Below are 25,292 nucleotides of genomic sequence, written 5' to 3' on the forward strand. Positions count from 1 at the left end.
CATGAGCGTCATCGTCATCGCCTTCACCACCCTCGACGGCATTTCGTCCGACCCGGACGCCTCCTCCGGTGCCCCGGACGCCGGCTGGGCGTTCCGGCACGGCCCGGAGTCCGTCGCGGGCGACAAATTCCGCCTCGGCGCCACGCTGGACGACGGGGTCCTGCTGCTCGGACGCAAGACCTGGGAGCTGTTCTCGCACCTGTGGCCGCACCGCGACGACCCGTTCTCGCAGCGGATGAACGCCGTGCCCAAGCTGGTCGCCACCAGCACGCTGACCGACACCAGCGCGTGGCAGAACTCGTCGGTCCTCGACGGCGACCTGGTCGACGCGGTGAAACGGGAAGAGCGGGACGTCGTCGTCACCGGCAGCCTGAGCGTGGTGCACACGCTGATGGCGGCGGACCTCGTCGACGAGTACCGGCTGCTGACCTTCCCCACCATTTTGGGCCACGGCACCCGCCTTTTCCCGGACGGCACCGGACCCGCGCACCTGGAATGCGTGTCGGTGGAACGCGTTGGCGCGGCGACGCTTTCGCGGTACGTGCGGGAAAATTCGGTGGAAGGTTCCGAGCAGTAGGCCCTAGCGTCAGGGCAATGTTGCTGGTTGTCTCGGGCGCGTCCTGCGTCGGCAAAACCACCGCTCGCATGCACGCGCGGCCTCTGCTCGGCGAAACGTACGAGACCGCCGAACTGAGCACGCTGGGCCCGATCCCGGCCGTGCCGACCGTCGCGTGGCGGCAGGAGCAGGTGGAAATCGCGGTGCAGCGCGCGATCGCGCTCGAAGCCGAAGGCAGGCACCTGCTGCTGGCCGGCGATCCGATACCGGTCGGCGAAGCACTGGCGGCGCCGAGCGCGGACCGGATCGACATCGCCGGCTGCCTGCTCGACCTCAGCGACGAGGCCCACCTGGCTCGGCTCGCCCGCCGCGGCGAGCCGAGCCCCGCGAACCAAGCATTCGCGGCGTGGCTGCGCGCGCACGCTCACAACCCGGGTCATCTCCCGGAAGCTGTCACGACGGACGCCTGGCCGGAGATGCGCTGGGACCGCTGGGTCGGGCGCGTCCCGGGTCCGGACTGGGCGATGACCGTGATCGACACGTCCTCCCTCGGCCCGGCGGAGGTCGGCGAGGCGGTCGCGGACTGGTGCCGCCGCGCCGTGGCGGGCGAGGCTCCGGTCTTCCGCTCCGGCTGGTTCGCCCGCTGACTGTCCGCGAACCCAGGTCGTCGCTCAGTCCGCGTAGCCGTGCTGATGCGCGTAACGCACCGCCTGCGCCCGGGTCCCGCAGCCGGTCTTCGCGAAGATCCGGTTCACATGCGTCTTCACCGTCGCCTCGCTGACCTGCAGTTCCCGCGCGATCTCCCGGTTCCCCCGCCCCGCCGCGACCAGCTTCAGCACATCCACCTCGCGCGCCGTCAGCCCGTCCTCCGGCGGTGCGGCCGGGCGCCGGGCCGCGGCCAGCAATGTCCGCTGCACCGACAGGTCCATCACGGTCTGCCCGGCCGCCGCCGCGTGAATGGCGCGGCCGATCTCGTCGCCGTTCGCCGCCTTCGTCACGTAGCCGACCGCGCCCGCGTCCAGTGCGCGCACGATCGACGCGCTGTCCGCGTAAGTCGTCAGCACCACGACCCGGGTGCCCGGCAGGTCCGCGACGATCCGCCTAGTCGCCGCCGCCCCGTCGCAGCGCGGGAGGTCCAGGTCCATCAGCACGACGTCCGGCTGCAGCCGCAGGGTCTCCTCGATCGCCGCGATCCCGTCGCCCGCCTGTCCGACGACCTCGATCTCCGGCAGCAACCCGACCAGCAGCACCAAACCCTCCCGCACCGCGGGCTGGTCCTCGGCCACGAGCACGCGCACGATCGTCATGCCGGGATCCTCACCGACAACCGCCAGCCCGCGCCATCCGGGCCCGCGGTCACCTCGCCGCCGACCAGCTCCGCGCGCTCGCGCAGACCGGTCAGCCCGTATCCGGCACCGGGCAGGCCGCTGCCGGACCCCGTCCGGTTGACGACCGTCATCGTCACTTCGCCGTCCAGATAGGACAGTTCGACCGACACCGGCGCACCCGCCGCGTGCTTGCGCGCATTGGACAGTCCTTCTTGGACAGTGCGGTACAGCAGCAGGGTGACGTCCGCGGGGAGTTCGCGCGGTTCGCCGGTCACCTGGATCGACGCGTTGTCCGGCAGCGAGCCGAACAACTCCGGCAACGCCATCGGATCGCCGCGCAATGCGTGGACCGCCCGCCGAGTCTCGATCAGTCCTTCCTGCGCCAGCTGCCCGGCTTTCTGCACGCACGCGGCGAGTTTTTCGTCCGGGGACGGCAACTCGGCCACCAACCGCGCCGCGGCCTGCAAATGCAGCGAAAGCGCCGAGAGCGAATGCGCCTGGATGTCGTGGACCTCCCGGGCGAGCCGGGCGCGTTCCTCCAGCGTCGCGCCCCGGGCGACGGCCTCCTGGGTGAGCCGGGTCTGGTCCAGCAGGTCCCGGGCCTGCCGTGCCTGCACCCGGTACTGCCGCCGGTTGAGCCCGAGCAGCACCACGACGGCCACCGCGAGCGCGTTCCCCGCCACGAGCTCGCCCGGCTGCCCGGCGAGGTATCCGCCGACGGCGGCTGCGACCCCCACGACCGCAGCCACCGTGATGATCTCCGCCGGGGTGATCGCCGCCAGCGAGGACAACACGAGCAAGGACAGGCAGACCAGCGACGGTCCGGTGAGACTCGGGTCCGCGACCGCCACGACCGTGCCGAACAGCGCGGCCAGCGAAAGCAGCACGACCGCCGCCCGCGGCCAGCGAAGGTCCAGCGCCCCGAACGCCAGGCCGCTCGCCGAGGAAGCGACCAGCGGCACCCACTCCCACTCCGCCGGGGGCTGCGCGGTGACGAGAATCGCGACGAACGCGACCGGCGTGAGCAGCCGCATCAGGACCAGCGGCAGCCGAGTCATCGCATTCCCTCCCCTTGGGCTTCTTCGCAGCTCAGCGTAGTCAGGCCCGCACCGGCTGCCCATCGCGGACGGCTTCGAGCTGCCGGGACCGCCACAGCACCCCGCCGGCCCGCACCGCGACCATCGCCAGCGCCATCAGCACGAAGAACAGGCCGACACCGTCCTTGTCCAGATGCGCGCTGACCAGGAATTCGCCGACCTTCACCGCGAACGGGCGCACGTTCTCCACCGCCCACACGAACACCAGCCGCCCGCCCAGCACGGCGAGCCAGATCAGCAGGTACGGCCAGCCCGCCCAGGTCTGCACGCGCCCGGTGTCCGGGCTGCGCTCCACCCGCGTGGTCGCGATCAGCCCCGCGCCGGCGACGCCGCCGACGACAGCCCCGACCAGGCCGGCCGTCAGGTTCGGCGCGGTGAGCGAGATCCCGCCGGTGAAGTACAGGACCCCGATGACGGTGCACGAAACGAACGGCATGATGCCCATGACCAGGTTGTGCCGATGGCGGCCCACCTGGGTGAAAAGAACGAGGGCGAGCAGGATCCCGCCCATGATGAGAGCGTCAGTCATCACGGCCTTCTTCCGGAGTCAGGCGGGCCGGAACACCCGCGTTCCCGACGCTAGGGAGCGGAGCCCGCAGAATCGTCCAACCATCGACCGAATCCGGGTGGACGTGACGTACACCCGGAATGCCGGGCCCGGCCGGCCCCCGCCGGTACACTGTGGAGCGTCAGCGGCCGAAGACGGCTGGGCGCGACCAAAAGCCGTGGAGCCTCACGAACGATGATTACCGCACTGCTGGTCCTCTCGACCGCGGTTCTGCTGCGCGCGCTCGCGGCCAAACGACTCGACCGGTGGAACATCGCCGCGCCCGTGCTGATGGTGCTGTGCGGGGCCGCGACCGCGTTGTTCGCGAGTCCGGCGAAACTGCTCGAGGTCTTCGACACCGAAATCGCGCAGCACGTCGCCGAACTCATTCTCGCGATGCTGCTTTTCGTCGATGCCACCGAGGTGCGCGGCGGACGGCTGTGGGGACACGCGCCGGGCCTCGTCGCGCGGGTGCTGTTCTTCGCGCTGCCGCTGAGCCTCGGCCTGGCCATGCTGGCCGGCTGGGCGTTCTTCCCGGGTCTGTCGTGGCCGTTGCTGCTGATCGTCGCGTGCATCGTCATCCCGAGTGATTTCGCCGCCGCGGAACGCGTCGTGCGGGACCGAACTCTCACGCCGCAAGTGCGCAGCGTGCTGAATGTCGAAAGCGGTTACAACGACGGATTGGTCTCGCCGCTGTTCCTTTTCGCGCTCATTCTCGCGCGCAGCGACAATACGGCCAATACCGCCGGGAAAGCGCTCGCGACCGCTTTGCCGTTCGCGATCAAAGCCATTGTCGCCGGAGCCGTCGTCGGCACGGTGATCGGCATCCTGCTGTTCCTCGCCGTCCGCGCCGGCTGGACTTCCGGACAGGGACGGCGCATCGCCCTCCTCACGACTCCCCTGCTGACCTACGCGGCGACAGTCGCCATCGACGGCAACGGATTCGTCGCCTGTTTCGTCAGCGGGATCGCCTTCCGCTACGTCTACCGCGCCTTCGCCGCACGGCACCTCCGCATTTCGGACAGCCACGCCCGCGAGCACTTCGCCCGGCCGTCGGAGGACCTGCAACTGCTCGAAGAGGTCACCGGGATCCTGACCATGGCGATGTGGTTCGTCGTCGGCGGCGCCGCGGTCGTCGTGGCGTCCTTCGGCATCGCGTGGCAGCCGGTCGTGTTCTGCCTGCTCGCGCTGACCGTCCTGCGGATCGTGCCGGTGATGCTGTCGCTGAGCCGGACCCGGATGCCGCACCGGGACCGGTTCCTCGTCGGCGCGCTCGGCCCGCGCGGCACGACGTCGGTCGTGTTCGGACTGCTGGCGATCAACGGCCTGACCGGCGAGGAGAGCGACCTCGTCCTGACCCTGACGGTGGTCTGCGTCCTCGGCAGCGTGGCCCTGCACGGGCTCGGCTCGACGCCGCTCATCGCCCGCCTGATGACCCCGCGGACGCACCGTCAGTCTCAGTAGCCGGTACGCACAGTGACCAGTCGGCAGACTGAGAATCCCTAGGCAATACACAGGTTTCGCGGAAATTCTCCCCCGCGCGGGTGGTCTCTGGACGATTCATGTAGCGTTCCGTGACCGCCGACAGAGTAAGGGTCAAGCGCGACGCACCACGTCGCAGTTCCGCGCAGAGGACCCCCGCTCATGTCCGCACCCACGCTCGCCGAACCACGAACCGGACGGCACCGTTCCGGCAGCGTGCGCGTCGTCGCCGTCATCCCCGCGCACGACGAAGAAGCCCAGATCGCGCACACCGTCGCCGCGCTGCGCGGACAGGACCGGAGCGTCGACGAGGTTTTCGTCGTCACCGACAACTGCACCGACAACACCGCCGCCGTGGCTTCGATCGCCGGCGCCCGGGTGCGACCGTCCACAAACAACACGCACAAGAAGGCCGGTGCCCTCAACCAGCTGCTCGCCTGGCTGCTGCCGCGCCTGGACGAGGACGACGTGATCCTCGTCCAGGACGCCGATTCCACTTTGGACCCGCAGTTCGTCAGCACCGCACTGCACCACCTCGACCACGGATACGGCGGCGTAGGCGGAGTCTTCCGCGGCGGACCGGGCGGCGGTTTCGTCGGACACCTCCAGCGCAACGAATACGCCCGCTACGCCCGCGACGTGCACCGGCTGCGCGGAAAATGCCTGGTGCTGACCGGAACCGCGGCGATGTTCCGGGTCCGCACCCTCCGCGAGGTCCCCGCTGCCCGGCTCGCCGAACGGTTGCCTGCGGGCGACGGCCGCGGTGGGATCTACGACACCACCGTGCTCACCGAGGACAACGAGCTCACTTTCGCCCTGCTGCACCTCGGCCACCGGGTGATCTCGCCCAGCGCGTGCACGCTGGAAACTGAGGTCATGACGAGCTGGAGTGCACTGTGGACCCAACGCCTGCGGTGGAAGCGCGGCGCGGTGGAGAACTGTGTCCAATATGGACTGACCCGCGTCACATGGCGGTACTGGGGCAGGCAGCTGATGACGATCGCGGGCGTGCTGGTCAGCGGGATCTACCTGACCGCCCTCGCGATCGCCCTGTTCCACGGCGGCCTGCACCTCAACCCGTGGTGGCTCGGCATCTCGGCGATCTTCGTGGTGGAGCGGGTAGTGACCGTGCGCTACCGCGGCTGGCGCCGGATGCTGCTCGCCGCGTCGATGTACGAGCTGGTGCTCGATTATTTCCTGCAAGCCTGCCATCTCAAGGCATACGCGGACGCGCTCCTGCGCACCCGCAAGAACTGGTGAACACCCGGACGGAAGAGGGAACCCATGTACCAGAAAATCGGCGCGGCCTCGGCCGCGGGAATGACCGGCGGACTCGCGTTCACCGGAGTGAACGTCCTGTGGCTCCTGTTGGCGGGATTCGCTTTGCTGGCAGCGGGAACCGCCATGCTGCGGATCCTGCCGAAGGTCCGCAACCAGGACCGATGACCGGCCGCGGACAGCGATTTCTGTTCCGCGTGCACCGGGCCGCGTGGGCGAGTACGTCGCCGCGATCTGGGGCTGGGACGACGAAAACCAGCGCCGTTACCACGACCGCGCCTTCGAACTCGACCCGCGATACCAAGGCCGAGGAATCGGCGGCGGCTCCGCTGGCTGATCGACGTCGCGGCGGATCCTGCCGAAGGTGCGCAACCAGGACCAGTGACCGCGCTACCCTGAACGCATGCCAGGCGAGATCGGCCTGCGTCCGACAACGGCCCCGGACAGCGATTTCTGCTTCCGCGTCCACCGGGCCGCATTGGGCGAGTACGTCGCCGCGATCTGGGGCTGGGACGACGAAACCCAGCGCCGTTACCACGACCGCGCCTTCGCACCTGGCACGTGGCAGGTGATCACGGTCGACGACACGGACGCGGGCCTGCTCGCGGTCGAGTACCGGCCGACGGAGATCTGGCTCGGCCGGATCGAACTCGACCCGCGCTACCAAGGCCAAGGAATCGGCGGACGGCTGCTCCGCTGGCTGATCGACGTCGCGGCGGAGCGGAAACAGCCGCTAGTGCTCGAAGTCCTCGAGGTCAACCCCCGAGCACTCGCGTTCTATCTGCGGCACGGTTTCCGCGAAACCGGCAGGCGCGGACGGAAAATCCTCCTGGTCCGAAACCCGGAGCAGGAGGATTGACCGAGCGGTCCGGCCTCAGCCCGCGTCCGTCACCGTCCCCGTGACGTCCACGTCCGGGCCGGATTCCTTCGGCTCGCCCGTCACCTGCAGCAGCACGTGCTTCGCCGGGTCCGCCCCGTCGTGCCGCACAGTCGGGATCGTCAGCTCACCGCTCGTCTTGCCCGCCGGGATCTGCACCACCGCCGTCAACCCGGTCTCCGACAACGGCTGCTTCTTCGCCGGATCGAGGCCGTGCTCGATCAGCCACTCCGGATCGACGTCCGAGGTCATCAGTTCCGGCCCGGTCTTCGGCGCCTTCACCTGCCCGAGCACGCTGACGTCCGAATCGGCCGCGGTGGACAGCCGGACCGGCCACGTCAGCGCACTGCCCTCCACCGCGGACGCCTCGGACTGCCCGACGCTGATCTTCGGAGCCGGGTCGTCGTTCTCGACGTTCAGCGAGCCCTCCGCCGACCCGATCACCGTGCCGCGGGTGGCCTGCACCTCGGCCAGCATCCGGTACGGCCAGCTCCACCGGGTGTTCCCGGCGACCGTCACGGGCAGGTCGAGCGTGTGCTGTCCCGGCGCGAGCGCGACCGCTTGATAGGTCCACTTCACCGACATCGGCGAGACCGTGTCCGCCCGGAAGACGCGCAGCGAACCGCCGCCGTCGCCGGTCACGGTGACCGGGATCTGGTACGTCTTCGAGCCGGAATCGCCTTCCTTGACCGTTATCGAACCCAGGTCGATCCGGGTCAGCGGAGCCGGGTTCGGGTCGGGCAGGCCGGGACGCCAGGCGTACGCGTCCAGCAGCCACGCCTCACCGCCCGCTGTCCGCGGCGTCAGCTCAAGGCTGGCCACCTCCAGATGCGGCGGCAGCGGGACCCGGACTTCCTGGCCCCAGAACGATTTCGTGCGTTCGTTTCCGGCCAGTCCGGCCACCGTCACCGCACCCAGTTTCGTGCGTTTGCCCCGCGTGTCGAAGACCGCGACGTCGAACGACTCGGCCGGGACGTTCTCCGGCGCGATGAGCCGCATCGCCAGCGCCCGCGCACCGTTCGGCGAAACCGGTTGCGGCAGCTGGATTTTCGCCGGTACCCCGGCCGTCGCGGAGCGCACGTGCACGGCGGTCCGCGACGGATCGGGAGCGTCGTCCAGCCCGACGAAGTGCGGCGATTTGGACGCGCCGGAGTCGACGAGGCACCGCCGGTCCGGGCCCACTTGCTGGCAGACGTCGCCGCTGCCGGTGACCTTGGTCGACGAATCCGGGACCAGCATCGGGGTCCGCGCGCCACCGAGAGCGTGCGCCAGCACATGCGCCGGATCGGCGGACGGCGCGCGCACGCCGGAACCGTCCAGCAGCGGCTCCATGCGCAGATCGTGCTTCTGAAACAGATGCGCCGCAGCGGCGACATAGGTCGCGCCGACCGCTCGCTGCTGCGCGTCCGTCAGTCGCGCGGGCATGCCGGGCGAGCAGTACGGATCCGGCTGCGGGGAAAAGAAATCGTCCTGCGCCGGGGCTACCGCGACACCAGGCGTCCATTCCGAGTTGAAGTAGTTGTGGTTGGCGCCCGAGATGTACAGCGCGCTGTGCAGAGCCGTGCCCTGGCTGACGCCGCGCGTACCGTCGACGTATTGCTGCCCTTGAAGATTCGAAACGTCGCCGTCGCAGGAGGGCAGGAAGGTGACCGACGGGACGTCCGGCACCGGGTTGAACCCGAACACGGTCGGCGCGATGAGCACGTCGCCGCGGATCTTCCACCGGACCGGCCCGGAGAACCCGGTGTCGCCCGGCGGCGGGTAGAGGCTGTCCATCGCCGCGCGGTTGACGCCCTCGCCGCCGCGGGAATGCCCCACCAGCAACACATTAGACAGATCCGCGGCCGGCGAATCCCGGACGATCTGCGGTGCGGTCGCCCGCGCGCTGCCGGACCAGTCCGCCCAGTGCGCCAGGTGCAGCCGGACCAGCGACGACCGGGCCTGCGCGCCGCCGTCCTGGGCCGCGTGGTCGAGCGCGTTGATCGCGTCGGCCGAAACGGACACTGTCACGAATCCCTGCGACGCCAGCAATTCCTGGGTCTGCAGGTAGCCGCGGTAGCTCGGGATCGGCAGCATCCCGGCCTTGCACGGCCAGGCCGTCGAGTAGTCGCCCGGATCGGCCGGGTTGTAGCAGGGCTGGTGACGGCCGTGCAGGAACACCACCAGCGGCCGGTTCCCCGGCGCGTGCCGGGGCGCGACGACCAGGCCCTGCATCTCGATCGGCCCGTCCAGCCCCGGCAGCCGCACCGGGTCGAGCGAGTACTCGCCCTTGACCGTCGAGAACTGCCCGGGTTTACCGGGATCCACCGCATTAGCGGGCAGCTCGGGCAGCGGCACCGCAGCCGGTTGCTTCGCCGTCGCGCGAGGCGGATTGGTCAGCGAACGGCCGCCGACGCGCACCTCCAGCCCGCGCAGATCGCGGATCCCGCCGGCTGGCAGCGAGAACGTCCGCAGGTCGGCCCGCGGCTGGGCTCGGCCGAGCAGCTTGCCGCCGGACCAGAACTCCACCGCACCGTCGCCGAACAGCGGTTTCGGCGCGGTCCAGAGCAACTGGCCATCGGCGACGCGCCATTCGGGCGAAGCTGCCGGACTCGCCGCTGCCGACGGCGCCAAGGTGACTGCCAAGACGGCGACTGCCGCGATGGGGACAAATTTACACAGAAGGACCTTCACTGGGTACTCCCTCCCCGATGATCTTTCCTTTCTACCGGGAAAGCAGCCCGCCGTGCCAGAACGGCGACGAGGGTCCCGTGCTCTCAACACCGACGACCCGTGCCCCGTCCGGATCTGGAATCCTTGCTGCGCCAAGCGTTCAAGCCCACGTAGCCGTCTCAGCCCATTCCTCGAAGCTGGTCAGCGGAATCCCGAGTTCCCGCGCGAACTCGGGCCGCGCCGGTTGCCCGAGCGCGTTCAGCATCGCGTGGGAGAAGCCCATCGGCGGCATCCCCGCGGCGAGCGCCTCCTCGACGGTCATGTCCGGCACAGGCAGCGGCACGCCCAGCACCCGGGACAGGATCGGCGCGATCTCGGCCATCGACCGGAAGTCGCTCGCCAGTTCCAGTTCGACCCGGTGGAACCGCTCCGGTTCCGCGATCGCCGCCGCGGCCGCCCGGCCGATGTCGCGAGTCGCGGCCAGCGACAACCGGGTTTCCGGACACAGGATCGTCACCAGACCGCCCTCGATGCCGCGCGGGAAGACGTACTGCATGGACGGCAGGAAGTTCTCCATGAAGAACCCCGGCTTGAGCAACGTCCACCGAGGGAATTCCGCCGCCCGGAGCCGATCCTGGATCGCTGCCTTCGCCTCCATCGCCGGTGCCAGGAACGCCCAGCGCTCGTCGGCCAGCTCCGGCGATCCCGCGCCGCTCACCGAGGTGTGCACGAACTGCGGCACGCCCGCGTCTTTCGCCGCCTCGATGAGATTCACCGCCTGGGTCACCTCCCCGGCGAAATCCGGCTCGGCCCCGCTCATGTCCGGCATCTGCACGCTGAACACCGCCCGCACGCCCTTCACCGCCCGGGCCAGCCCGTCCCGATCGAGCAAATCCCCGACGACGAGCTCCGCGCCCGCCGCCTCGACCGCCTTCGCCCGGTCCGCCGCCGGATCCCGGACCAGCGCCCGGACGGGAACTCCCGCCGCCAGCAACTCGCGCGCCGTCGCGCCGCCCTGCCGTCCCGTCGCGCCGACGACCAGTACCGGTGCTGCCTCACTCATGATTCTCCCTGGGAACGCTAAGTGGCGGGGCCCGCCGTTTCGTGTCCGCTACGATACGGCGGGGCCCGCCACTTAGCAAACCCGGAGGTCACGCCATGCCCGGCCAGCAGCGCGCGGACGCGCGGCGCAACTACGCGCGGATTCTCGAGGTGGCCGAGGCGGAGGTCGCCGCGCACGGGGCGAACGCGTCGCTGGAGCAGATCGCGCGCACTGCCGGAGTCGGCTCCGCGACCGTGCGACGGCACTTCCCCACCCGGCACGCACTACTGGAAGCCGTTTCGCAGGAACGGATCGCGCTGTTGGCCGCGCGTGCGCAAGAACTAGCGGGGGAAGCCGATAGCCGCCGAGCACTCCTGGAATGGCTGGACGATGTGGTCAGTTACTGCGTGACCGCGCGCGGCCTCGCCGCCGCCCTCGCGTACGACGTGCCGGATCCGACGCACGGAAACTCCTGTTCGATGACGCTGGAGGAGTCCGCGGCGCCGCTAGTGGCCCGCGCCGCTCGCGACGGGGCCGTCTCGCCGGAGGTGACGGTCGGCGATCTGATCGCGCTAATCGTCGGCATCACGCTGACGACCGAACGCCATCCGGAACCGGCCGCCGAAGCCAGCCGGCTGTTCCGGATCGCGGTGGCGGGAATCAGCCCGCAGCCGGGTCGAGGCTGACGGCAAGCCGCTCCGCGACCGAGCGCGGCTCGCGGCCGAGCAGCTCCGTCAGCAGGGTGCCGGGCTCGGCGAAATAACCAGCGCGGGAAGCCTGGTACCAGGTCAGCATCAGCCGGGCCAGCTGTTCCGGGACGCCGAGCGCGACCTGGTCGGCAACCCACCGTTCGTCTTCCACGACAACACGTTTGACGCTACGACCGGTGAGCCGCGAAGCGATCCCGGCGAAGTCGTCGAAGGTGACCGCGGCCGGAGCGGCGAGCGTGACGGGGCCGTCGATGACGCGGGCTCCAGCGAGGACAACCGCAGTGGCCTCGGCGATGTCCGCACGGTCGGTGTACGGGACGGGCCCGTCTTCCGGTTGCGCGATCTCTCCGGTCCCCTGCCACGGACCGAGCACCTGGTCAAGCGGGCCGTAGGCGCCGTTGCGCAGCGCGGTCCAGGCGACTCCGGAGTCGGCCAGTATCGCTTCGGTGGCGATGTGGATGTCGGACGGCCCGTACGGGTTTCCGGGGACAGCTCCGTGCTGGCTCGTGTAGACGATCCGCCGGACCCCGGCCGCCACAGCCGCGTCGACGGCGCCTCGATGCAGGCTGACCATGTCGGCGGCTGGGTCGTTGCCGGACACCAGAAGGACCTGCTCAGCACCGGCGAACGCGTCACGCAGCGCGGCCGGGTCCTCGTACGAACCCTGTCGCACGCGCACCCCGCGGTCGGCGAAGTGCTGCGCCTTCGCGGGATCCCGGACGCTGACGCCGATCTGGTCGGCGGGTACGCGCTTGAGGAGGTGTTCGACGGTGGTGCCGCCCAACCCGCCGGTAGCGCCGGTGACAACGATCATTTCTGCCCCTAGATCTAAGTTGACCCCACTGGTCAACTTCTCCTCTCCCGACTTTAGGTAAGCTGACCAAGCGAGTCAACTTACGCCGGGAGGCGACAGCGAGAGGGAGGGCGCAGTGCCTTCGGAGTCCGGGCTGCGCGCCGACGCCAGGCGCAATTCCGAGCAGATCCGCGCCGCCGCGATCGGCGCCTTCCAAGGCCGCGGCCTCACGGTCCCGCTGGAGGAGGTCGCGCGAGCGGCGGGGGTCAGCAAAGCCACGATCTTCAACCGGTTCGGCGGCCGGATCGGGCTCATCGAGGCGGTGATCGAAGAGGTCGTCGCGACGGAACTGTTCGCCGTCATCGACCGGACGCGGGCCATCGACGACACCGGCGAGCAGATCGCCTACTACCTCACCGAACTGCGCGACCTCCAGTACCGCCAGCCCGCCGTCAACGACGTCCTGTTGCAGATCTACCCGCACTCGCCGCAGCTCATGGAGATCTGCCGGGTCGGAAGCGAGGCGAACGAAGAACTGGTCGCGGCGGCGCGGGCCGCTGGCGCGGTGCGGCCGGAGTTCACCGCAGGCGACCTCCACGCGCTCGTCGTCGACAACGCCCTCGCCCTCAAGCACGGCGAACGGCCTGCCCGGGACGCCTACGACCGGCGCACCGCCTACCTGCTGGACGGAATCCGCCGGTAACTAGGGCCGCCCCGCCACCGCGTCCACCCCGGCGAGCAGCAGCTCCAGCCCGAACTGGAACCGCTCCTCGAAATCGAGCATCGACTCCACCGGCCCCGCCTCCAGGTGCACGTACTTCCGCGCCCCCAGCACGCTCTTCAGCACCTCGACCTCGTCGCCGGTCGCGCCCTGTTCCTCGAGCGTTTCGCCGAGCACGAAGCAAAAAACCGCGCTCGTCGCCCATATCGCGTGCTTGCGCGGCAGCCCGGACGCCAGCAGGCCGCCGAGCAGACTGTCCACAAAGGTCAGATTGCTGCGCTTGGCCGCGTAGTTCCCGCCGACGATCCGAGCCCCGTCCCGATGCGCGAGCAGCGCCGTGCGCAATCCGGCGGCCATGCTCCGCACGCGGCTCTTCCAGTCGCCGTCCCCGGCGGGCAGCTTCGCGACCGCGCCGGCGAGGATCGCCTCGGCCATCTCGTCGATCAGCGCGTCCTTGCCGTCGAACAGGCGGTAGATCGCGGGCAGGTGCAGCCCCATCCGGTCGGCCAGCTGGCGCATGGTGAGGGCCTCCAGTCCGCCCGCGTCGACCAGGTCCAGCGCCTCGGCCACCGCCCGCTCGGCGCGCGTCGCGGCGATTCCCGCCCGTTTCGTGTCGGTTGACATGTTAACGATGTTACCAATACTCTCGGCGAGGCGCGGAGTAACAACGTTAACAAAGGGAGGGAAGCCGATGACCTCGAACGCCGGAACCGCCGGGCAGCTGGACGTCTTCGTCCGGCAGCTGCGCTGGGAAGCCGACGGCGTCGTCTCGCTGGACCTGGCGGACGTCACCGGGAAACCGCTGCCGAGCTGGGAGCCCGGCGCGCACATCGACCTCGTGCTGCCGAACGGCGTCGAACGGCAGTACTCGCTCTGCGGTCCGCCCGGCGAACGCGCGTACTACCGGATCGGCGTCCGCCGGGAACGCGCGAGCCGCGGCGGCTCGGAATACGTGCACGCGTTTCTCCGCCCCGGCCAGCGCGTCGCGATCAAGGGCCCGCGGAACAATTTCGGCTTCCACGCCGCCCAGTCGTACGTCTTCGTGGCGGGCGGCATCGGCATCACCCCGATCCTGCCGATGGTCCGCACCGCGGCGGCCAAGGGCGCCGACTGGCAGCTGTACTTCGGCGGCCGCACCAGCACGTCGATGCCGTTCCTCAACGAACTCCGCGGCTACGGCGAGCGCGTGCACTGCCATCCGTCGGACACCATCGGCCGGATTTCGTTGCCCGCACTGGAAAAGCCCGTCGAAGCCGGGGCGAAGGTCTACGCCTGCGGACCGGCTTCGCTGCTGTCCGATTTGGACACCGCGGCCGAGAACTGGCCCGCCGAAGCACTGCGCCTGGAACGCTTCAAAGCCCCGCAGGCCCCTCCCGCGGACAACAAGCCGATCGAGATCGAATGCGCGGCCTCGAAGAAGACCGTGTCCGTCGCCGCTGACGAAAGCATTGTCAGCGCGCTGGAAAAGGCCGGTATCCGCCCAGTGACCTCGTGCCGGTCCGGAATCTGCGGCTCGTGCGAGACCAAGGTGCTCGACGGCGTCCCCGACCACCGCGACGGCATCCTTTCCCCGAGCGAACAAGCGGCAGGCGACCGGATGTTCGTCTGCGTGTCCCGCGCCCGCACCCCACGCCTCGTCCTCGACCTGTGACGGGAGAGCCCATGACCACCGCGGCCGACGCGTACGCGCCGATCACCATGGCGCGCATCCGGGAGATCATCGGTTTCCCGGACCAGTTCATCGCCGAGAAAAAGGAACCGCAGCTCGGCGAATTCGCCATGCGGTTCATCGCGCACAGCCCGTTCTTCTGCGCCGCCACCTTCGGCGCGGACGGCCTGATGGACGTCAGCCCGAAAGGCGACCCGCCCGGTTCGGTGCGGGTCCTCGACCCGTGGACGCTCGCCATCCCCGACCGTCCCGGCAACAAGCTCGCCGACACCTTCGAGAACGTCACCGCCACCTCGTCGATCGGGCTCGTGTTCTTCGTGCCCGGCCTGCGCGAGGTGATCCGCGTCAACGGCGACGCCTTCGTCACCGACGACCCGGAACTGCTGAGCATGCTCAGCGCGGACAACAAACCCGCAGTCCTCGCGACGGTCGTCCGCGTGCGCGAAGTGTTCGGTCAGTGCGGAAAAGCCGTCATCCGGGCGAAACTGTGGGAGGGCGACACCCGCGGACTCGCCGAGGCGGCGACCCTCGGCGGCGATTTCTACACCCTCTCCATCGCCGAACAGGCGCAGAAAATCAACAACAGCCTCGGCGACCTCGTGAACGGCGCCCTGTACGACGTGGTCGACGAAAACTACCGGACCGAGCTGTTCTAGAAACTCCGTTGCTCCCACCGCGAAGCGCTGCCTAGTATCCGTTTTGTGCGATCCCGACCGGCCTTTCCCACCGACGACACCATCACCCGCGCACTCGCCGAACAGTGGCAGCCCGTCTCCGAGATCGCTTACCTGCCTTGGGGTTTCGGCGCGCACCACTGGCGCGCCGACTCCCTGTTCGTCACGCTGGACCAGCTCGAACCCCGGCACACCGCAGCGTCGCTGGAAAGCACCTACGCGAGCGCCGCCGAACTGGCCGCCGCCGGACTGGAGTTCGTCTGCGCCCCGGTGCCGACGCGGTCCGGCCGCTTCACCGTCGACACCGGAGCCGGCGCGCTCAGCGTCACTCCAATGCTGGACGGCCGCAGCCCCGCGGAAGACGAGGTCGACAAACCGGCAATCCTCGCCGCGCTCGACGCCCTGCACCGCACCCCGCCGCCCGCCGGACTGCGCGAGTGGGCACCAAAGGTCGGCCCCGGCTTCGCCGACGAACTGCGCGCCCGCACGGCCGAACCCTGGACGTCCGGCCCGCTGGCCGAAGAAGCCCGCACCGCCCTCGCGTCCCGCGGCGACGCGATCAAACGCTGGAACGACCGCTACCTCGAACTGGCCGCTTTTGCCGCCTCCCGGCGCGGCTCCTGGGTCCCAACCCACGGCGAACCCCACCACGGCAACCAGGTCGCCACGCCCGACGGCCTGCGCCTGGTCGACTGGGAAACCCTCGCCGTCGCCCCGCGCGAACGCGACTACGCCGACCTGCCCGGCACCCCGGGTCTGGACCCCGCAATGCTGGAACTGTTCGCCCTCGACTGGCGGCTCTCCGAACTGCGCGAGTACGCGGACTGGTTTTCCGCGCCACACACCGGGAACGAGGACGACGTCATCGCGTGGGAAGGGTTGCGCGAGGAACTGGGCCTCGCCTGACCGAGGTCCCGGCAGCTGTTCTCCTTGGCAGTCACGGCGTTTCGGGTGATGAGGCCGACCGCTCTGCCGACGGTATTGCGCAGTGCCAGCCCGTGCCGAGTCCGCGGAACGAGCAGCGCGGCGACAAGGTTGACGCGCCGATGCTTCGGGTCCACCTGCCGCCGGTGTTTCGCCTCGTAGACCTGAAAAGCCCGGGCGTGATCGCCAGGATGCGCTGCGAGCGCTTCGGCCAGCGTCTGCGCACCGGTCACGGTCGTAGCCGGGCACCCGCCCGCCGCGGAAGGTGAACGTCGCGAGCGGCTTTCCCCTGGACGGATGGACGGTGAGCATCCGGCCGGGCGCGGTCGACCTGCTGACCGCGGAGCGCCGCGGCACCTGACCCAGCGGCCGCCCTGATCACCGGACGCGGACAACGAGATCCGGCTGCCGGAACCCTCCGGCGTCGACCCAGCGTCCGCCGTCGAGGCGACCGGTGGCGGCCACCCGGTCGAGCTGGCCAGGCGAGCAAAACCTGCGGCCGTCCCCGCCCCCGACGATCTCCCCGGTGTCCGCGAACAGGTGGATCTGCCGCGTGAGCGTCCATTCGCAGCGCACGACCGGCCGACGCAAAACAGCTTCGAACCAGTTCGCCGCCCGCGTCGCCAATTCTTCCGGCCCGCCGGTGGCGGCGAACGCCAGCTTGGTCGGCTCGTCCGGCAGGGTGAACAACTGGTTGTGCACCTCGTCGCCGCGCAGGGTCCGGCCGTCCAGATGCACCCCGAGGGTCATGAGCACGCAGTGCGCGACCGGATCGGACAGGTCCGGGGAAGCGATCAGCGGAAGCTCCGCGTCGGGCGGAGCCACTCGGCTGTCGAGCGGGCTCGCGCGCCAATGAGCCGCGCGAATCCGCAGCGCCTCGACAAAGCGGCGTTCAGTCTCGCCGAGTTCGCCGTCGTACTCGAACCATTCGTCCGCCACCTCCGGAAGCATGCCAGCGCAACGACTAGGTATCCAGCAATTCCGGAACGAAAATATCCTCCACCTTCATCAGCCTCTTCGACAATCCCTGCTCGAAGTGCCACCGCAAGAACGCCTCGACCGACCGCCGGTTCTTCTCAATCCCGTACGGCCACCAATCCTCCCCGAACAACCGGCGGTTCTCGTCGTACAACGCACTGAACCACGGCACCATCCCGGCATCGCCCATGTGATTGAAAATGCGCCCCCGCCGGTAATCCGCCATCGCGACTTCCTTCGCTTCGACAAACCCCCGATACAGCCGCTCCGACAAACCTGGTTGCTCCGCCAGCAGATCCCGCCGGACGACCACCGCATGCATGATCGGCCGGACACCGGTCCGCCGGTAATATTCGCGCTCCACCCGCACGTAATCCGGGAACAACCGGGCCACCTCCGGCGAATCCTCCCGGATGCCGCGCGGCGGATCCGCGGTAATGAACGCGTCGATCTCCCCGCTCTCCAGCATCGGCCCGAGCGCTTTCCCCGCCGGAGCCTGCCGCACCTCCACTTCCGCGGGATACAGTCGCGGAACGAAATCGAACCACTCCATCGGCCAGTCGAATCCGCCGATCACCCACCGGCTCTGTTCCGGCCGCACGCCGTACTCGTCGGACAGCATGCCTTTCGCGACGACGCCCGCGTCGTGCCCGTACGTCGCGAACTCGCCGATCGTCTTGCCGATCAAATCGCGCGGCTCCCGGATGCCGCTGCGCGCGTTGACGTAGATCGCCGAATGCCGGAACTGCCGGTTCGGGAACACCGGCAGCGCAACGAACGGCGGATCCGGCAGGCCCAGGGTGCGCAGATAGAACGTGAGCCCCAGTTCGGCGACAGCGAACTCCCTGCCCCGCACCATCCGCTCGAACAGGTCCGAGACGATGTCGGCAGTGTGCAGGGTCGCGTCGACGCCCTCGAAGCGGACCCGGCCGTCGAACAGCGGGCGGGTGTTGTCGTAGCGGTACAGGCCGAAGTCCAGCCGCAGGTCAGTCATGACGTGCTCCTCTCCGTCCGGTCTCATACTAAACGCGTTTACTATCTGCGGGCAACCGCTACGATGCCTCCCGATGGACAAGGACGCGCTCGCCGAACTCTTCGCCACCGCCTCGCTCGGCGCCCCCGAGAACGCGGTGGGATTCGTCATGTGGCGCGTCGTGCACCGCTACGTGCGCGAGGTCGACCAGGCCCTCGCCCCGCTCGACCTGACGCACCTGCAGTTCCAGACGCTCGCGCTCGCCGGCTGGCTCAACCGCACCGGCGGCCCGGTGACCCAGTCCGGGCTCGCGACGTCCGGCGACATCCACCCGATGCAGGTGTCGCAGATCCTGAAAACGCTGGAGCGCAAGGGATTCGTCGCCCGCGCGCGCAGCGCCGAGGACGTCCGCGCCAAACGCGTCGAGGTCACCGACTCCGGCGGAGCCGCCCTGCGCGCCGCGATGCCGCTCGTGATCGAAGTGCAGCACCGGATCTTCGGCGACGAGGGGCTGCCCGGCGGAAGCCTGCTGAACACCTTGCTGCGCCTGGACAATTCCTGACCGAGGCCCTTGCCGGGCTGCTACGGTGGAAGCGCACCTGTCTCGGGGAGGGACGATGCCGGGAGCTTTCACCGACCGCGAAGCACAAGAACGCTACTTCGCCGTCTACGCGCGAGTCCTGCGAGAATGGCCGGTTCCGTCCGAGGAACTGGACATCCCGACGAAGTTCGGCCCCACGCGCGTCCGGCGCAGCGGTCCCGGGCACGGCACGCCGATCGTGCTGCTGCACGGCATCATGGGCTCGTCCCTGTCCTGGTACCCGCACCTCGCCGAGCTGGCCGCCCGCCATCCGGTCTACGCCGTCGATTCGATCGGCGAACCGGGCCACTCGGTCGAGACCGTCTCCGTCAGCACCGACGACGACCTCGCCGCATGGCTTTCCGAAGTCCTCGCCGCGCTCGGCCACGAGAAGGTTTACCTGGCCGGGGTTTCGCGCGGCGGGTACCTGGCGCTGAACCTCGCGACCCGTTCCGCCGACCGGATCGCGGGCGTCATCGGCCTGGAACCGGCCGGCTTCGCGGAGATCAGCGTCCCGAAATTCCTCCTGTGGAGTTTCCGGGAGATCTTCCGCTGGCTGCTGCCCGCCGCGATCCAGCGCCGGATCGTCGCCGGCGATCCGACGGTGCGGCGCACCTTGCGGCCCCTGCTGTTCGCCAGCCTGAAGTACAAGGCGCACCTGCCGCCGCAGCACGTCTTCACCGACGACGAACTCCGCGCGATCGAAGTCCCCGTCCGCCTGGTCCTCGGCGAACGCAGCCATATCCACCGCGCGTCCGAGGTCGCCGCCCGGGTCGCGAAGCTGAATCCTCGCATCAGCACGGAAATCGTGCCGAGAACCACGCACGCGCTAACGCTTCAGCAGCCCGACCTCATCACCACGCACGTTCTCGACTTCGCCGAAACCGACCCAGTCTGACGTCAAACCTGCCGCGCCGTCGCCATCGCCCGCTCCGTCTCCCAGAACGCCCGCATCGAAACGACCAACCCGTCCTCGTTCACCCGATACACGAACACCCCGTCAGTGTCGACGCGATAGCCGCCAGGCAGGTACGTCGTGATCGTGCCGACGTTCGCGACCTCCGAACCCGCCGCGTGCGAATCGCGGATCACGAACTCGAACTTCTCGACGTTCCCGATCGTCTTGTCCCAGAACGCGGAAAGCCCGTCGGGGCCGTGGTGGCCCTTGCCCTCCTCGTCGAACATCGACGGGCCGACCGGATCCTCGACGACCGCGTCCGGGGCGAACAGCGCGAGCCAGCCGTCCTTGTCCCCGGCGGTCGCCGCCGTCATCGACTTGAACGCCGCTTCCCGCGCGGGCGGCTGCTTCGCCGCGGGGTCCCAGCAGACCTCGACACCCATGTCACTCCTCGATTTTCGCGATGATCTCGTCGCCGAACTTGCGGATCGCGTCGACCTTCGGGCCGAGGTCCGCGTCGAATCCGTGGCCCTCGAACACCCACGGCATGGTGATCGCGTCGGTGACGCCCGCCTCGGCCTGTTCGCGGAACCCGTCGAGCCCGAACCGGTCGACGCACACCGCCTGGTACTCGAACGGGTCGTCGGCGCGCCCGCGCTCGGCGAGCAGGCCCTTGAGCTTGCCGATGGTGTCGCGCAGCTGGTCGAGCGTCATCATCGCGGACGACCAGCCGTCCGCCACGCGCGCGGCCCGGCGCAGCGCGACGTCGGTGTGCCCGCCGATGTAGAACGGCACGCGCGACGGCGGCGCCGGGCTCATCTTGAGCTTGTCGAAGTCGAAGAACTCGCCGTGGAATTCGACCATGTCGCCGCTGAGGATCAGCCGCAGCACCTCGATGGCCTCGTCGAACCGTTTGCCGCGCCGCTGATACGGCGCGCCGCACCATTCGAATTCCTCCGGCGACCAGCCGATCCCCAGCCCGAGGCCGAACCGCCCGCCGGTCAGCGCGGCGACCGAGTTGACCTGCCGGGCGAGCAGCACCGGGTTGCGCGAACCGAGTTTCAGCACCGACGTGTAGAACCGGATCCGCTCGGTCACCGCGCCCATCGAGGCGGTCGCGACCAGCGGATCCGCCCAGGGCGTGTTCTCGTCCCAGAACCGGCTGCCGTCGGGCGTGTAGGGATAGTCGGCGGACACTTTCTCGGAGTAGAAGAGCGAATCGGGCAGCACGATCGAGGAGAACCCGGCCTCCTCGGCGGCGCGGGCCAGCCCGGTCAGCTGGTCGAGCGGGCTCATCGCGATCGACAAGGAGAACTTCATGCCGCGGACTATAACGTGTTCTAGTTTTGTCGGCCACCGCCCGATCGGCGGCGCCGCCGGGAACTCTCCGCGCACGGTCCGCGTTGTCCGTTTCAGAGACGGCTGCCCGGCCGTCGCGTCAGATCGAGACACGGAGTGACCCATGGGCACCGCGATCCTCCTGATCGTGCTGGTCGTCGTCATCGTCGGAGGCGGGTTGTACCTGGCCAGGAAGCAGGCCGCGGCCAAGCAGAGCCAGCTCGAGGACGCCAAGGCCGACGCGCGCCGCCTCGTCGAACGCCTCGGCGGCCAGGTCCTCAACATCACCGGCACCGACACCGCCTCCCAGCAGGCGATGGCCGACGCGAGCGAGCGCTACAACGCCGCCGGTTCGCAGCTGGAGCAGGCCAAGACGGTCGAACAGGCCCGGCTGGTGAAGGAAACCGCCGTCGAAGGCCTGTACTACGTGCGCGCCGCGCGCGTGGCGATGGGCATGGACCCCGGCCCGGCGCTGCCGGACGAGGCCGAACGCGAACGCGCGGGCAAGGTCACCGAACACCGCGAGGTGGACGTCGAGGGCCAGCGCTACGCCGCCTCGCCCGACCCCGGCCAGGACACGCCGTACTACTACCCCGGCGGCCGCGTCGCGGGACGCCCGGTGCCGCAAGGCTGGTACAGCGAGCCGTGGTGGAAGCCCGCGCTCGTGGCGGGCGCGTGGGGCCTCGGCTCGATGTTCCTGTTCAGCGCGATGTTCTCCGGCATGAGCGGCATCGCCAGCGCGTCGGCCTGGGAATCCGGCTACGACGCGGGCCAGGCGGACGCCCTGGACGCCGGCGGCATGGACGGAGCGGACGGCGGCTTCGACGGCGGGGGCTTCGACGGAAGCCAGGACTTCGGCGGAGGTTTCGACGGAGGCGGCTTCGATGGCGGCGGGTTTGACGGCGGAGGCTTCGACTTCTGACCGGTGACTCCGGTGAAAGGCCCCGTGGCAGGCGTGCCGCGGGGCCTTTGTCGTTCCCGCAGGAGGAAACTGGCCGGATGCCCGACAGCGAACGGAAGAAGCAGTCGAACCTGCACCGGACCACGGTGGACGCCGTGGCGGCCTACCTCGCCGACGAGGACGCGGATACCTACAACCTCACCGACGCCGCCGTCCGCCAGGACGCGTTGCGAGCGGCGCTGTATATGGTCGCACTGGCTGCGAGAGCGGTCACCGCCCTCGCCGAGGCGACCGGCCGCACACCGCAGGAAGCCCTGCGCTCGATCGAGCGTTGACGAACACTAAGCGGGCAGAAACACGAGAACTGCTCTCGTTTCGAACCGCCGAACTCACGCAGGCTGACAGGTCGGACACCAATAAAGATTGCGCGCCGCCAATTCCTTCTGCGCCACCGGCGTCCCGCAAATCAAACACGGCATCCCGGCCCGCCGGTACACGTAAACCTCGCCCCCGTGCCGATCCTCGCGGGGGGCGCGTCCCATCGCTGCGGGCAAATGCTCGGGCGCGACCGTGTCGATCCGGCCGACCCGGACCCCCGCGCGCATCAGCGTCACCAGGTCCGCCCACATGTCGTCCCACAGCGCGCGGTCCAGCGACCGACCGGGGACCATCGGCGAAATCCCGTGCCGGAACAGCACTTCCGCGCGATAAACGTTCCCGACCCCGGCCAGCACAGCCTGATCCATCAGCAACGCGGCGATCGTCGTCCGCGAGCGCGAAATCCGCTCCCACGCGCGATCCGGCTTCGCGTCGCGGCGCAGCGGGTCCGGGCCGAGGCGGGCCTTGATCGCGTCGACCTGCGCCGGATCCAGCAGTTCGCACCGGGTCGGGCCGCGCAGATCGGTCCAGTGGGTGCGGCCGACGAGCCGCATCCGCACCTGGCCGACCGGCTCGGTCTCCGGCAGTGGCGCTTCGCCGAAGGTGCCGTACAGACCTAAGTGGACATGGACTGTCCCCGCCGGACCGTAGTCGTGGAACAGGTGTTTCCCGTACGCCTCAGCGGAAACGAGCACCAGCCCGTCGAGTTTCTCCGCCTCCGCGGCGAACCGGCCCTGCGGACTGCTGACCGCGACCGGTCCGCCTGCGTAGCGGCGTTTGTGGAGACGGGCCAGCCGATGGAGCGTGTGCCCCTCGGGCATCAGGCCTCCGGCAGGGCGGGCGGGGTGCCGGTGCGCTCGTAGTCGAGCAGCTGCTGCACGCGCCGCGTGTGGCGCTCGGCCGGGTCCACCGGCGTGGCCAGGAACGCCTCGACGATCTCGGTCGCCTGCTCCTCGGTGTGCATCCGGGCGCCGACGCCGAGCACCTGGGCGTGGTTGTGCTGCCGGGTCAGCTGCGCGGTTTCGACGCTCCAGCCGAGCCCGGCGCGGATGCCCGGCACCTTGTTCGCGGCGATCTGCTCGCCGTTGCCGGACCCGCCGATGACGATCCCGAGGCTGCCCTCGTCGGCGGCCACGCGGCGCGCGGTTTCGACGCAGAACGCCGGGTAGTCGTCGGCCGCGTCGTAGACGAACGGACCGATGTCGGTCACCTCGTGCCCCTGTTCGCCGAGGTGGCGGACAAGGTGGTTCTTCAGCTCGAAACCGGCATGGTCGGATCCCAAGTAGACACGCACAGCGGGAGTGTGCCATCTCGCCGCCGACCCGGCATGCTCCGGGGGTGGACATCGCAGCGCAGCACGGCACGGACGTGCGACTCGAATGGGGCGGCGAAGGCGTCGAAATCCTCGGCCCGGAATGCGCCGTGCTGATCATCGTCGACGTGCTTTCCTTCAGCACCACAACGGATCTCGTCGTCGGTCGCGGCGGCCGCGTGCTTCCGGTGCGGTGGCGCGACGAACGCGGGATCGCCGAGGCGCGCGGAGCGGGAGCGGTGGTCGCGGGCGAAGAGGAATGGACGCTCCGGCCGTCTTCTGTGACGGAGATCCCGTCCGGCACGCTGCTCGCCCTCCCCTCCCCCAATGGTGCGACGCTCTGCGCGGCCGCGGCGAAAACCGGCGCGCACGTATTGGCCGGTTGCCTGCGGAATGCGTCGGCGACCGCGGCGAAAGCCAGGGAAATCGCCGACGGACGGCCGATCGGCGTCATTCCCGCCGGGGAACGCTGGGGCGTCGACATGTTCGGAGAAGGCGCGGAATTCGGTCCGCTGCGACCGTGCGTCGAGGACCAGCTGGGCGCGGGTGCGATCGTCAGCGCGCTGCCCGGCTCGTGGTCCGCCGAAGCCGCGCTCGCCGCGGCCGCCTACGCGGCCACCGATGTTCCGACAGCGCTGCGCACCTGCACCTCCGGCCGGGAACTCGCCGCGACCGGCCACGGAAACGACGTCGTTCTCGCCGCGCAGCAGGACGTCAGCGCTAGCGTGGCGAGGCTGTCGCGCGGAATCCTGGAGGGGCAATGAGCTGGACCGAGGTGGCCGACCGGGTTTTCGCCCGCCGGTACGACGAACTGGACCTCACGACCGGCTTGGTGCTCGGCCAGGAGAAGTGCCTGGTGATCGACACCCGCGGCGACGTCGACCAGGGCGCCGAATTCTCCGCCGCGATCCGCGAGCTGACCGAACTGCCGTGGTCAGTCGTCTACACGCACGCGCATTTCGACCACGCCTTCGGCACCACACCGTTCCTGCCCTGCGACGTCTGGGCCCACCCCGGCTGTCTGCAGGCCATGCTGAAAAACGGCGAAACTGACAAGCAAACCTGGGCCGCGCACTACCGCAACGAAGGCAAGCCGGAAGTCGCCGACGCCATCGAACGGACCGGGCTCATGCCGCCGGACCGTCCGGTACCCGACCGCGCCGAACTCGACCTCGGCGGCCGCACCGTCACGCTCGTGCACCCCGGCGTCGCGCACACCGACCACGACCTGCTGGTGCACGTGCCGGACGTGGACGTCGTCTTCGCCGGAGACGTCGTGGAACACGGCCCGCACGGCTTCACCGCGTACTCGTTCGGCCCGGACGACCACCTCGACGCGTGGGCCGCGGCAATGGACGCGCTGCTCGCCCTCGAACCGCGCGTCGTCGTGCCCGGCCACGGCGACCCGGTGGATGCGGCGTTCGTCCGGACGCATCGCGACGGGTTGCTGCGGCTGCACGAGCTGAAGACCGCCAAGACGCCGCTCGAGGAAGCGGTGAAAACCTCGCCGTATCCCGAGGACGTCACCAGGGCCGCGCTGGGGTGCTGATCGCGTGAGAAACCGCGACCAGCACCCGCGAACGC

31 protein-coding genes are annotated in these 25,292 nt (G+C 69.6%); 18 read left to right on the top strand and 13 right to left on the bottom strand.

What is annotated here, in order from left to right; genetic code table 11:
- The first annotated feature begins 1 nt into the window (after position 1).
- Entirely contained in the window at positions 2 to 577 is a 576-nt protein-coding gene (locus DMP23_RS22880; protein ID WP_337822451.1) for a dihydrofolate reductase family protein, read from the top strand.
- 17 nt (positions 578 to 594) lie between these two features.
- Positions 595 to 1,203: a hypothetical protein gene (locus tag DMP23_RS22885; protein WP_337822452.1), complete on the top strand. Its 609-nt coding sequence runs from the start codon at positions 595 to 597 to the stop codon at positions 1,201 to 1,203.
- A 24-nt stretch (positions 1,204 to 1,227) separates the two neighbouring features.
- Here the strand turns inward: DMP23_RS22885 and DMP23_RS22890 are convergent, their stop codons facing one another.
- From DMP23_RS22890 to DMP23_RS22900, 3 genes are read right to left on the bottom strand one after another with little or no spacing between them, the layout of a single operon-like run.
- The gene (locus DMP23_RS22890; protein WP_037814000.1) at positions 1,228 to 1,863 is read right to left on the bottom strand and encodes a response regulator; all 636 of its coding nucleotides are present in this window, start codon (positions 1,861 to 1,863) and stop codon (positions 1,228 to 1,230) included.
- A complete protein-coding gene (locus DMP23_RS22895; protein WP_337822453.1) occupies positions 1,860 to 2,942 on the bottom strand; it encodes a sensor histidine kinase in 1,083 nt (360 codons plus the stop codon). The genes DMP23_RS22890 and DMP23_RS22895 overlap by 4 nt, the downstream gene beginning before the upstream one ends.
- A 40-nt stretch (positions 2,943 to 2,982) precedes the next feature.
- Complete coding sequence (locus tag DMP23_RS22900; protein ID WP_043828319.1) at positions 2,983 to 3,510, bottom strand: hypothetical protein; 528 nt, start codon at positions 3,508 to 3,510, stop codon at positions 2,983 to 2,985.
- 213 nt (positions 3,511 to 3,723) lie between these two features.
- On the opposite strand from DMP23_RS22900, the gene DMP23_RS22905 reads away from it, so the two are divergent.
- The 5 genes from DMP23_RS22905 (at position 3,724) to DMP23_RS22925 (ending at position 7,147) form a co-directional block, all read left to right on the top strand.
- Positions 3,724 to 4,992, top strand: a complete 1,269-nt coding sequence (locus tag DMP23_RS22905; protein WP_337822454.1) for a cation:proton antiporter domain-containing protein — start codon at positions 3,724 to 3,726, stop codon at positions 4,990 to 4,992.
- Positions 4,993 to 5,172: 180 nt separating this feature from the next.
- Positions 5,173 to 6,270: a glycosyltransferase gene (locus DMP23_RS22910; protein ID WP_337822455.1), complete on the top strand. Its 1,098-nt coding sequence runs from the start codon at positions 5,173 to 5,175 to the stop codon at positions 6,268 to 6,270.
- Between the two features lie 24 nt (positions 6,271 to 6,294).
- Positions 6,295 to 6,456 (top strand): hypothetical protein, encoded by a 162-nt coding sequence (locus DMP23_RS22915; RefSeq protein WP_158691359.1) that lies wholly within the window; start codon positions 6,295 to 6,297, stop codon positions 6,454 to 6,456.
- A 43-nt stretch (positions 6,457 to 6,499) separates the two neighbouring features.
- Entirely contained in the window at positions 6,500 to 6,625 is a 126-nt protein-coding gene (locus tag DMP23_RS22920) for a hypothetical protein (protein WP_337822456.1), read from the top strand.
- 66 nt (positions 6,626 to 6,691) lie between these two features.
- The gene (locus DMP23_RS22925; RefSeq protein ID WP_337822457.1) at positions 6,692 to 7,147 is read left to right on the top strand and encodes a GNAT family N-acetyltransferase; all 456 of its coding nucleotides are present in this window, start codon (positions 6,692 to 6,694) and stop codon (positions 7,145 to 7,147) included.
- 15 nt (positions 7,148 to 7,162) lie between these two features.
- On the opposite strand, the gene DMP23_RS22930 is transcribed toward DMP23_RS22925, so the two are convergent.
- Positions 7,163 to 9,790 carry a hypothetical protein gene (locus DMP23_RS22930; protein ID WP_337822458.1) on the bottom strand — a complete coding sequence of 876 codons (2,628 nt, stop codon included), beginning with the start codon at positions 9,788 to 9,790 and terminating at the stop codon, positions 7,163 to 7,165.
- Positions 9,791 to 9,977: 187 nt separating this feature from the next.
- Positions 9,978 to 10,880, bottom strand: coding sequence for an NmrA/HSCARG family protein (locus tag DMP23_RS22935; RefSeq protein ID WP_337822459.1), 903 nt, complete (start codon positions 10,878 to 10,880; stop codon positions 9,978 to 9,980).
- A gap of 95 nt (positions 10,881 to 10,975) precedes the next feature.
- Here DMP23_RS22935 and DMP23_RS22940 point away from each other — a divergent pair, with 95 nt between their 5' ends.
- Positions 10,976 to 11,545, top strand: a complete 570-nt coding sequence (locus tag DMP23_RS22940; RefSeq protein WP_037814012.1) for a TetR/AcrR family transcriptional regulator — start codon at positions 10,976 to 10,978, stop codon at positions 11,543 to 11,545.
- Here DMP23_RS22940 and DMP23_RS22945 read toward each other — a convergent pair.
- Entirely contained in the window at positions 11,520 to 12,383 is an 864-nt protein-coding gene (locus DMP23_RS22945; RefSeq protein ID WP_337822460.1) for an NAD(P)H-binding protein, read from the bottom strand. The two genes, DMP23_RS22940 and DMP23_RS22945, sit on opposite strands and share 26 nt — an antisense overlap.
- A gap of 115 nt (positions 12,384 to 12,498) precedes the next feature.
- Here DMP23_RS22945 and DMP23_RS22950 point away from each other — a divergent pair, with 115 nt between their 5' ends.
- The gene (locus tag DMP23_RS22950; RefSeq protein WP_337822461.1) at positions 12,499 to 13,065 is read left to right on the top strand and encodes a TetR/AcrR family transcriptional regulator; all 567 of its coding nucleotides are present in this window, start codon (positions 12,499 to 12,501) and stop codon (positions 13,063 to 13,065) included.
- On the opposite strand, the gene DMP23_RS22955 is transcribed toward DMP23_RS22950, so the two are convergent.
- Positions 13,066 to 13,707, bottom strand: coding sequence for a TetR/AcrR family transcriptional regulator C-terminal domain-containing protein (locus tag DMP23_RS22955; protein ID WP_336158498.1), 642 nt, complete (start codon positions 13,705 to 13,707; stop codon positions 13,066 to 13,068).
- A 67-nt stretch (positions 13,708 to 13,774) separates the two neighbouring features.
- Here DMP23_RS22955 and DMP23_RS22960 point away from each other — a divergent pair, with 67 nt between their 5' ends.
- Genes DMP23_RS22960 through DMP23_RS22970 form a run of 3 tightly spaced genes read left to right on the top strand, consistent with a single transcriptional unit; the run spans position 13,775 to position 16,332 of the window.
- Positions 13,775 to 14,734, top strand: coding sequence for a PDR/VanB family oxidoreductase (locus DMP23_RS22960; protein WP_337822462.1), 960 nt, complete (start codon positions 13,775 to 13,777; stop codon positions 14,732 to 14,734).
- Positions 14,735 to 14,745: 11 nt separating this feature from the next.
- Positions 14,746 to 15,408 (top strand): MSMEG_1061 family FMN-dependent PPOX-type flavoprotein, encoded by a 663-nt coding sequence (locus DMP23_RS22965; RefSeq protein WP_337822463.1) that lies wholly within the window; start codon positions 14,746 to 14,748, stop codon positions 15,406 to 15,408.
- Positions 15,409 to 15,453: 45 nt separating this feature from the next.
- The gene (locus tag DMP23_RS22970) at positions 15,454 to 16,332 is read left to right on the top strand and encodes a phosphotransferase family protein (protein WP_337822464.1); all 879 of its coding nucleotides are present in this window, start codon (positions 15,454 to 15,456) and stop codon (positions 16,330 to 16,332) included.
- 396 nt (positions 16,333 to 16,728) lie between these two features.
- Here the strand turns inward: DMP23_RS22970 and DMP23_RS22975 are convergent, their stop codons facing one another.
- Together DMP23_RS22975 and DMP23_RS22980 are read right to left on the bottom strand one after the other, a co-directional pair.
- On the bottom strand, positions 16,729 to 17,289 hold the full coding sequence (locus DMP23_RS22975; RefSeq protein ID WP_337822465.1) for a hypothetical protein: 561 nt from the start codon (positions 17,287 to 17,289) through the stop codon (positions 16,729 to 16,731).
- 25 nt (positions 17,290 to 17,314) lie between these two features.
- Positions 17,315 to 18,322 (bottom strand): 4,5-dihydroxyphthalate decarboxylase, encoded by a 1,008-nt coding sequence (locus tag DMP23_RS22980; RefSeq protein WP_337822466.1) that lies wholly within the window; start codon positions 18,320 to 18,322, stop codon positions 17,315 to 17,317.
- 73 nt (positions 18,323 to 18,395) lie between these two features.
- Between DMP23_RS22980 and DMP23_RS22985 the strand changes: the two genes are divergently transcribed.
- Positions 18,396 to 18,863 (top strand): MarR family winged helix-turn-helix transcriptional regulator, encoded by a 468-nt coding sequence (locus DMP23_RS22985; protein WP_037814027.1) that lies wholly within the window; start codon positions 18,396 to 18,398, stop codon positions 18,861 to 18,863.
- A gap of 55 nt (positions 18,864 to 18,918) precedes the next feature.
- The gene (locus tag DMP23_RS22990; protein ID WP_337822467.1) at positions 18,919 to 19,779 is read left to right on the top strand and encodes an alpha/beta fold hydrolase; all 861 of its coding nucleotides are present in this window, start codon (positions 18,919 to 18,921) and stop codon (positions 19,777 to 19,779) included.
- A 2-nt stretch (positions 19,780 to 19,781) separates the two neighbouring features.
- Here DMP23_RS22990 and DMP23_RS22995 read toward each other — a convergent pair whose 3' ends face one another.
- Together DMP23_RS22995 and DMP23_RS23000 are read right to left on the bottom strand one after the other, a co-directional pair.
- Positions 19,782 to 20,222, bottom strand: coding sequence for a nuclear transport factor 2 family protein (locus DMP23_RS22995; protein WP_037814033.1), 441 nt, complete (start codon positions 20,220 to 20,222; stop codon positions 19,782 to 19,784).
- A 1-nt stretch (position 20,223) separates the two neighbouring features.
- Positions 20,224 to 21,099 (bottom strand): TIGR03619 family F420-dependent LLM class oxidoreductase, encoded by an 876-nt coding sequence (locus DMP23_RS23000; RefSeq protein ID WP_337822468.1) that lies wholly within the window; start codon positions 21,097 to 21,099, stop codon positions 20,224 to 20,226.
- A 142-nt stretch (positions 21,100 to 21,241) separates the two neighbouring features.
- Between DMP23_RS23000 and DMP23_RS23005 the strand changes: the two genes are divergently transcribed.
- Together DMP23_RS23005 and DMP23_RS23010 are read left to right on the top strand one after the other, a co-directional pair.
- Positions 21,242 to 22,039 carry a hypothetical protein gene (locus DMP23_RS23005; RefSeq protein ID WP_337822469.1) on the top strand — a complete coding sequence of 266 codons (798 nt, stop codon included), beginning with the start codon at positions 21,242 to 21,244 and terminating at the stop codon, positions 22,037 to 22,039.
- 77 nt (positions 22,040 to 22,116) lie between these two features.
- Positions 22,117 to 22,353, top strand: coding sequence for a hypothetical protein (locus DMP23_RS23010; protein WP_337822470.1), 237 nt, complete (start codon positions 22,117 to 22,119; stop codon positions 22,351 to 22,353).
- Positions 22,354 to 22,407: 54 nt separating this feature from the next.
- Here the strand turns inward: DMP23_RS23010 and DMP23_RS23015 are convergent, their stop codons facing one another.
- Positions 22,408 to 23,217: an Fpg/Nei family DNA glycosylase gene (locus DMP23_RS23015; RefSeq protein ID WP_337822471.1), complete on the bottom strand. Its 810-nt coding sequence runs from the start codon at positions 23,215 to 23,217 to the stop codon at positions 22,408 to 22,410.
- On the bottom strand, positions 23,217 to 23,690 hold the full coding sequence (locus tag DMP23_RS23020) for a ribose-5-phosphate isomerase (RefSeq protein ID WP_275293618.1): 474 nt from the start codon (positions 23,688 to 23,690) through the stop codon (positions 23,217 to 23,219). The genes DMP23_RS23015 and DMP23_RS23020 overlap by 1 nt, the downstream gene beginning before the upstream one ends.
- 44 nt (positions 23,691 to 23,734) lie before the next feature.
- Here DMP23_RS23020 and DMP23_RS23025 point away from each other — a divergent pair, with 44 nt between their 5' ends.
- Both DMP23_RS23025 and DMP23_RS23030 read left to right on the top strand, forming a co-directional pair.
- Positions 23,735 to 24,472 carry a 2-phosphosulfolactate phosphatase gene (locus DMP23_RS23025; protein ID WP_037814046.1) on the top strand — a complete coding sequence of 246 codons (738 nt, stop codon included), beginning with the start codon at positions 23,735 to 23,737 and terminating at the stop codon, positions 24,470 to 24,472.
- A complete protein-coding gene (locus DMP23_RS23030; protein WP_337822472.1) occupies positions 24,469 to 25,257 on the top strand; it encodes an MBL fold metallo-hydrolase in 789 nt (262 codons plus the stop codon). Before DMP23_RS23025 ends, DMP23_RS23030 begins: the two co-directional genes overlap by 4 nt.
- Positions 25,258 to 25,292 lie beyond the last annotated feature (35 nt).

Source organism: Amycolatopsis sp. A1MSW2902, assembly GCF_017312175.1.
GTDB lineage: Bacteria > Actinomycetota > Actinomycetes > Mycobacteriales > Pseudonocardiaceae > Amycolatopsis > Amycolatopsis nivea.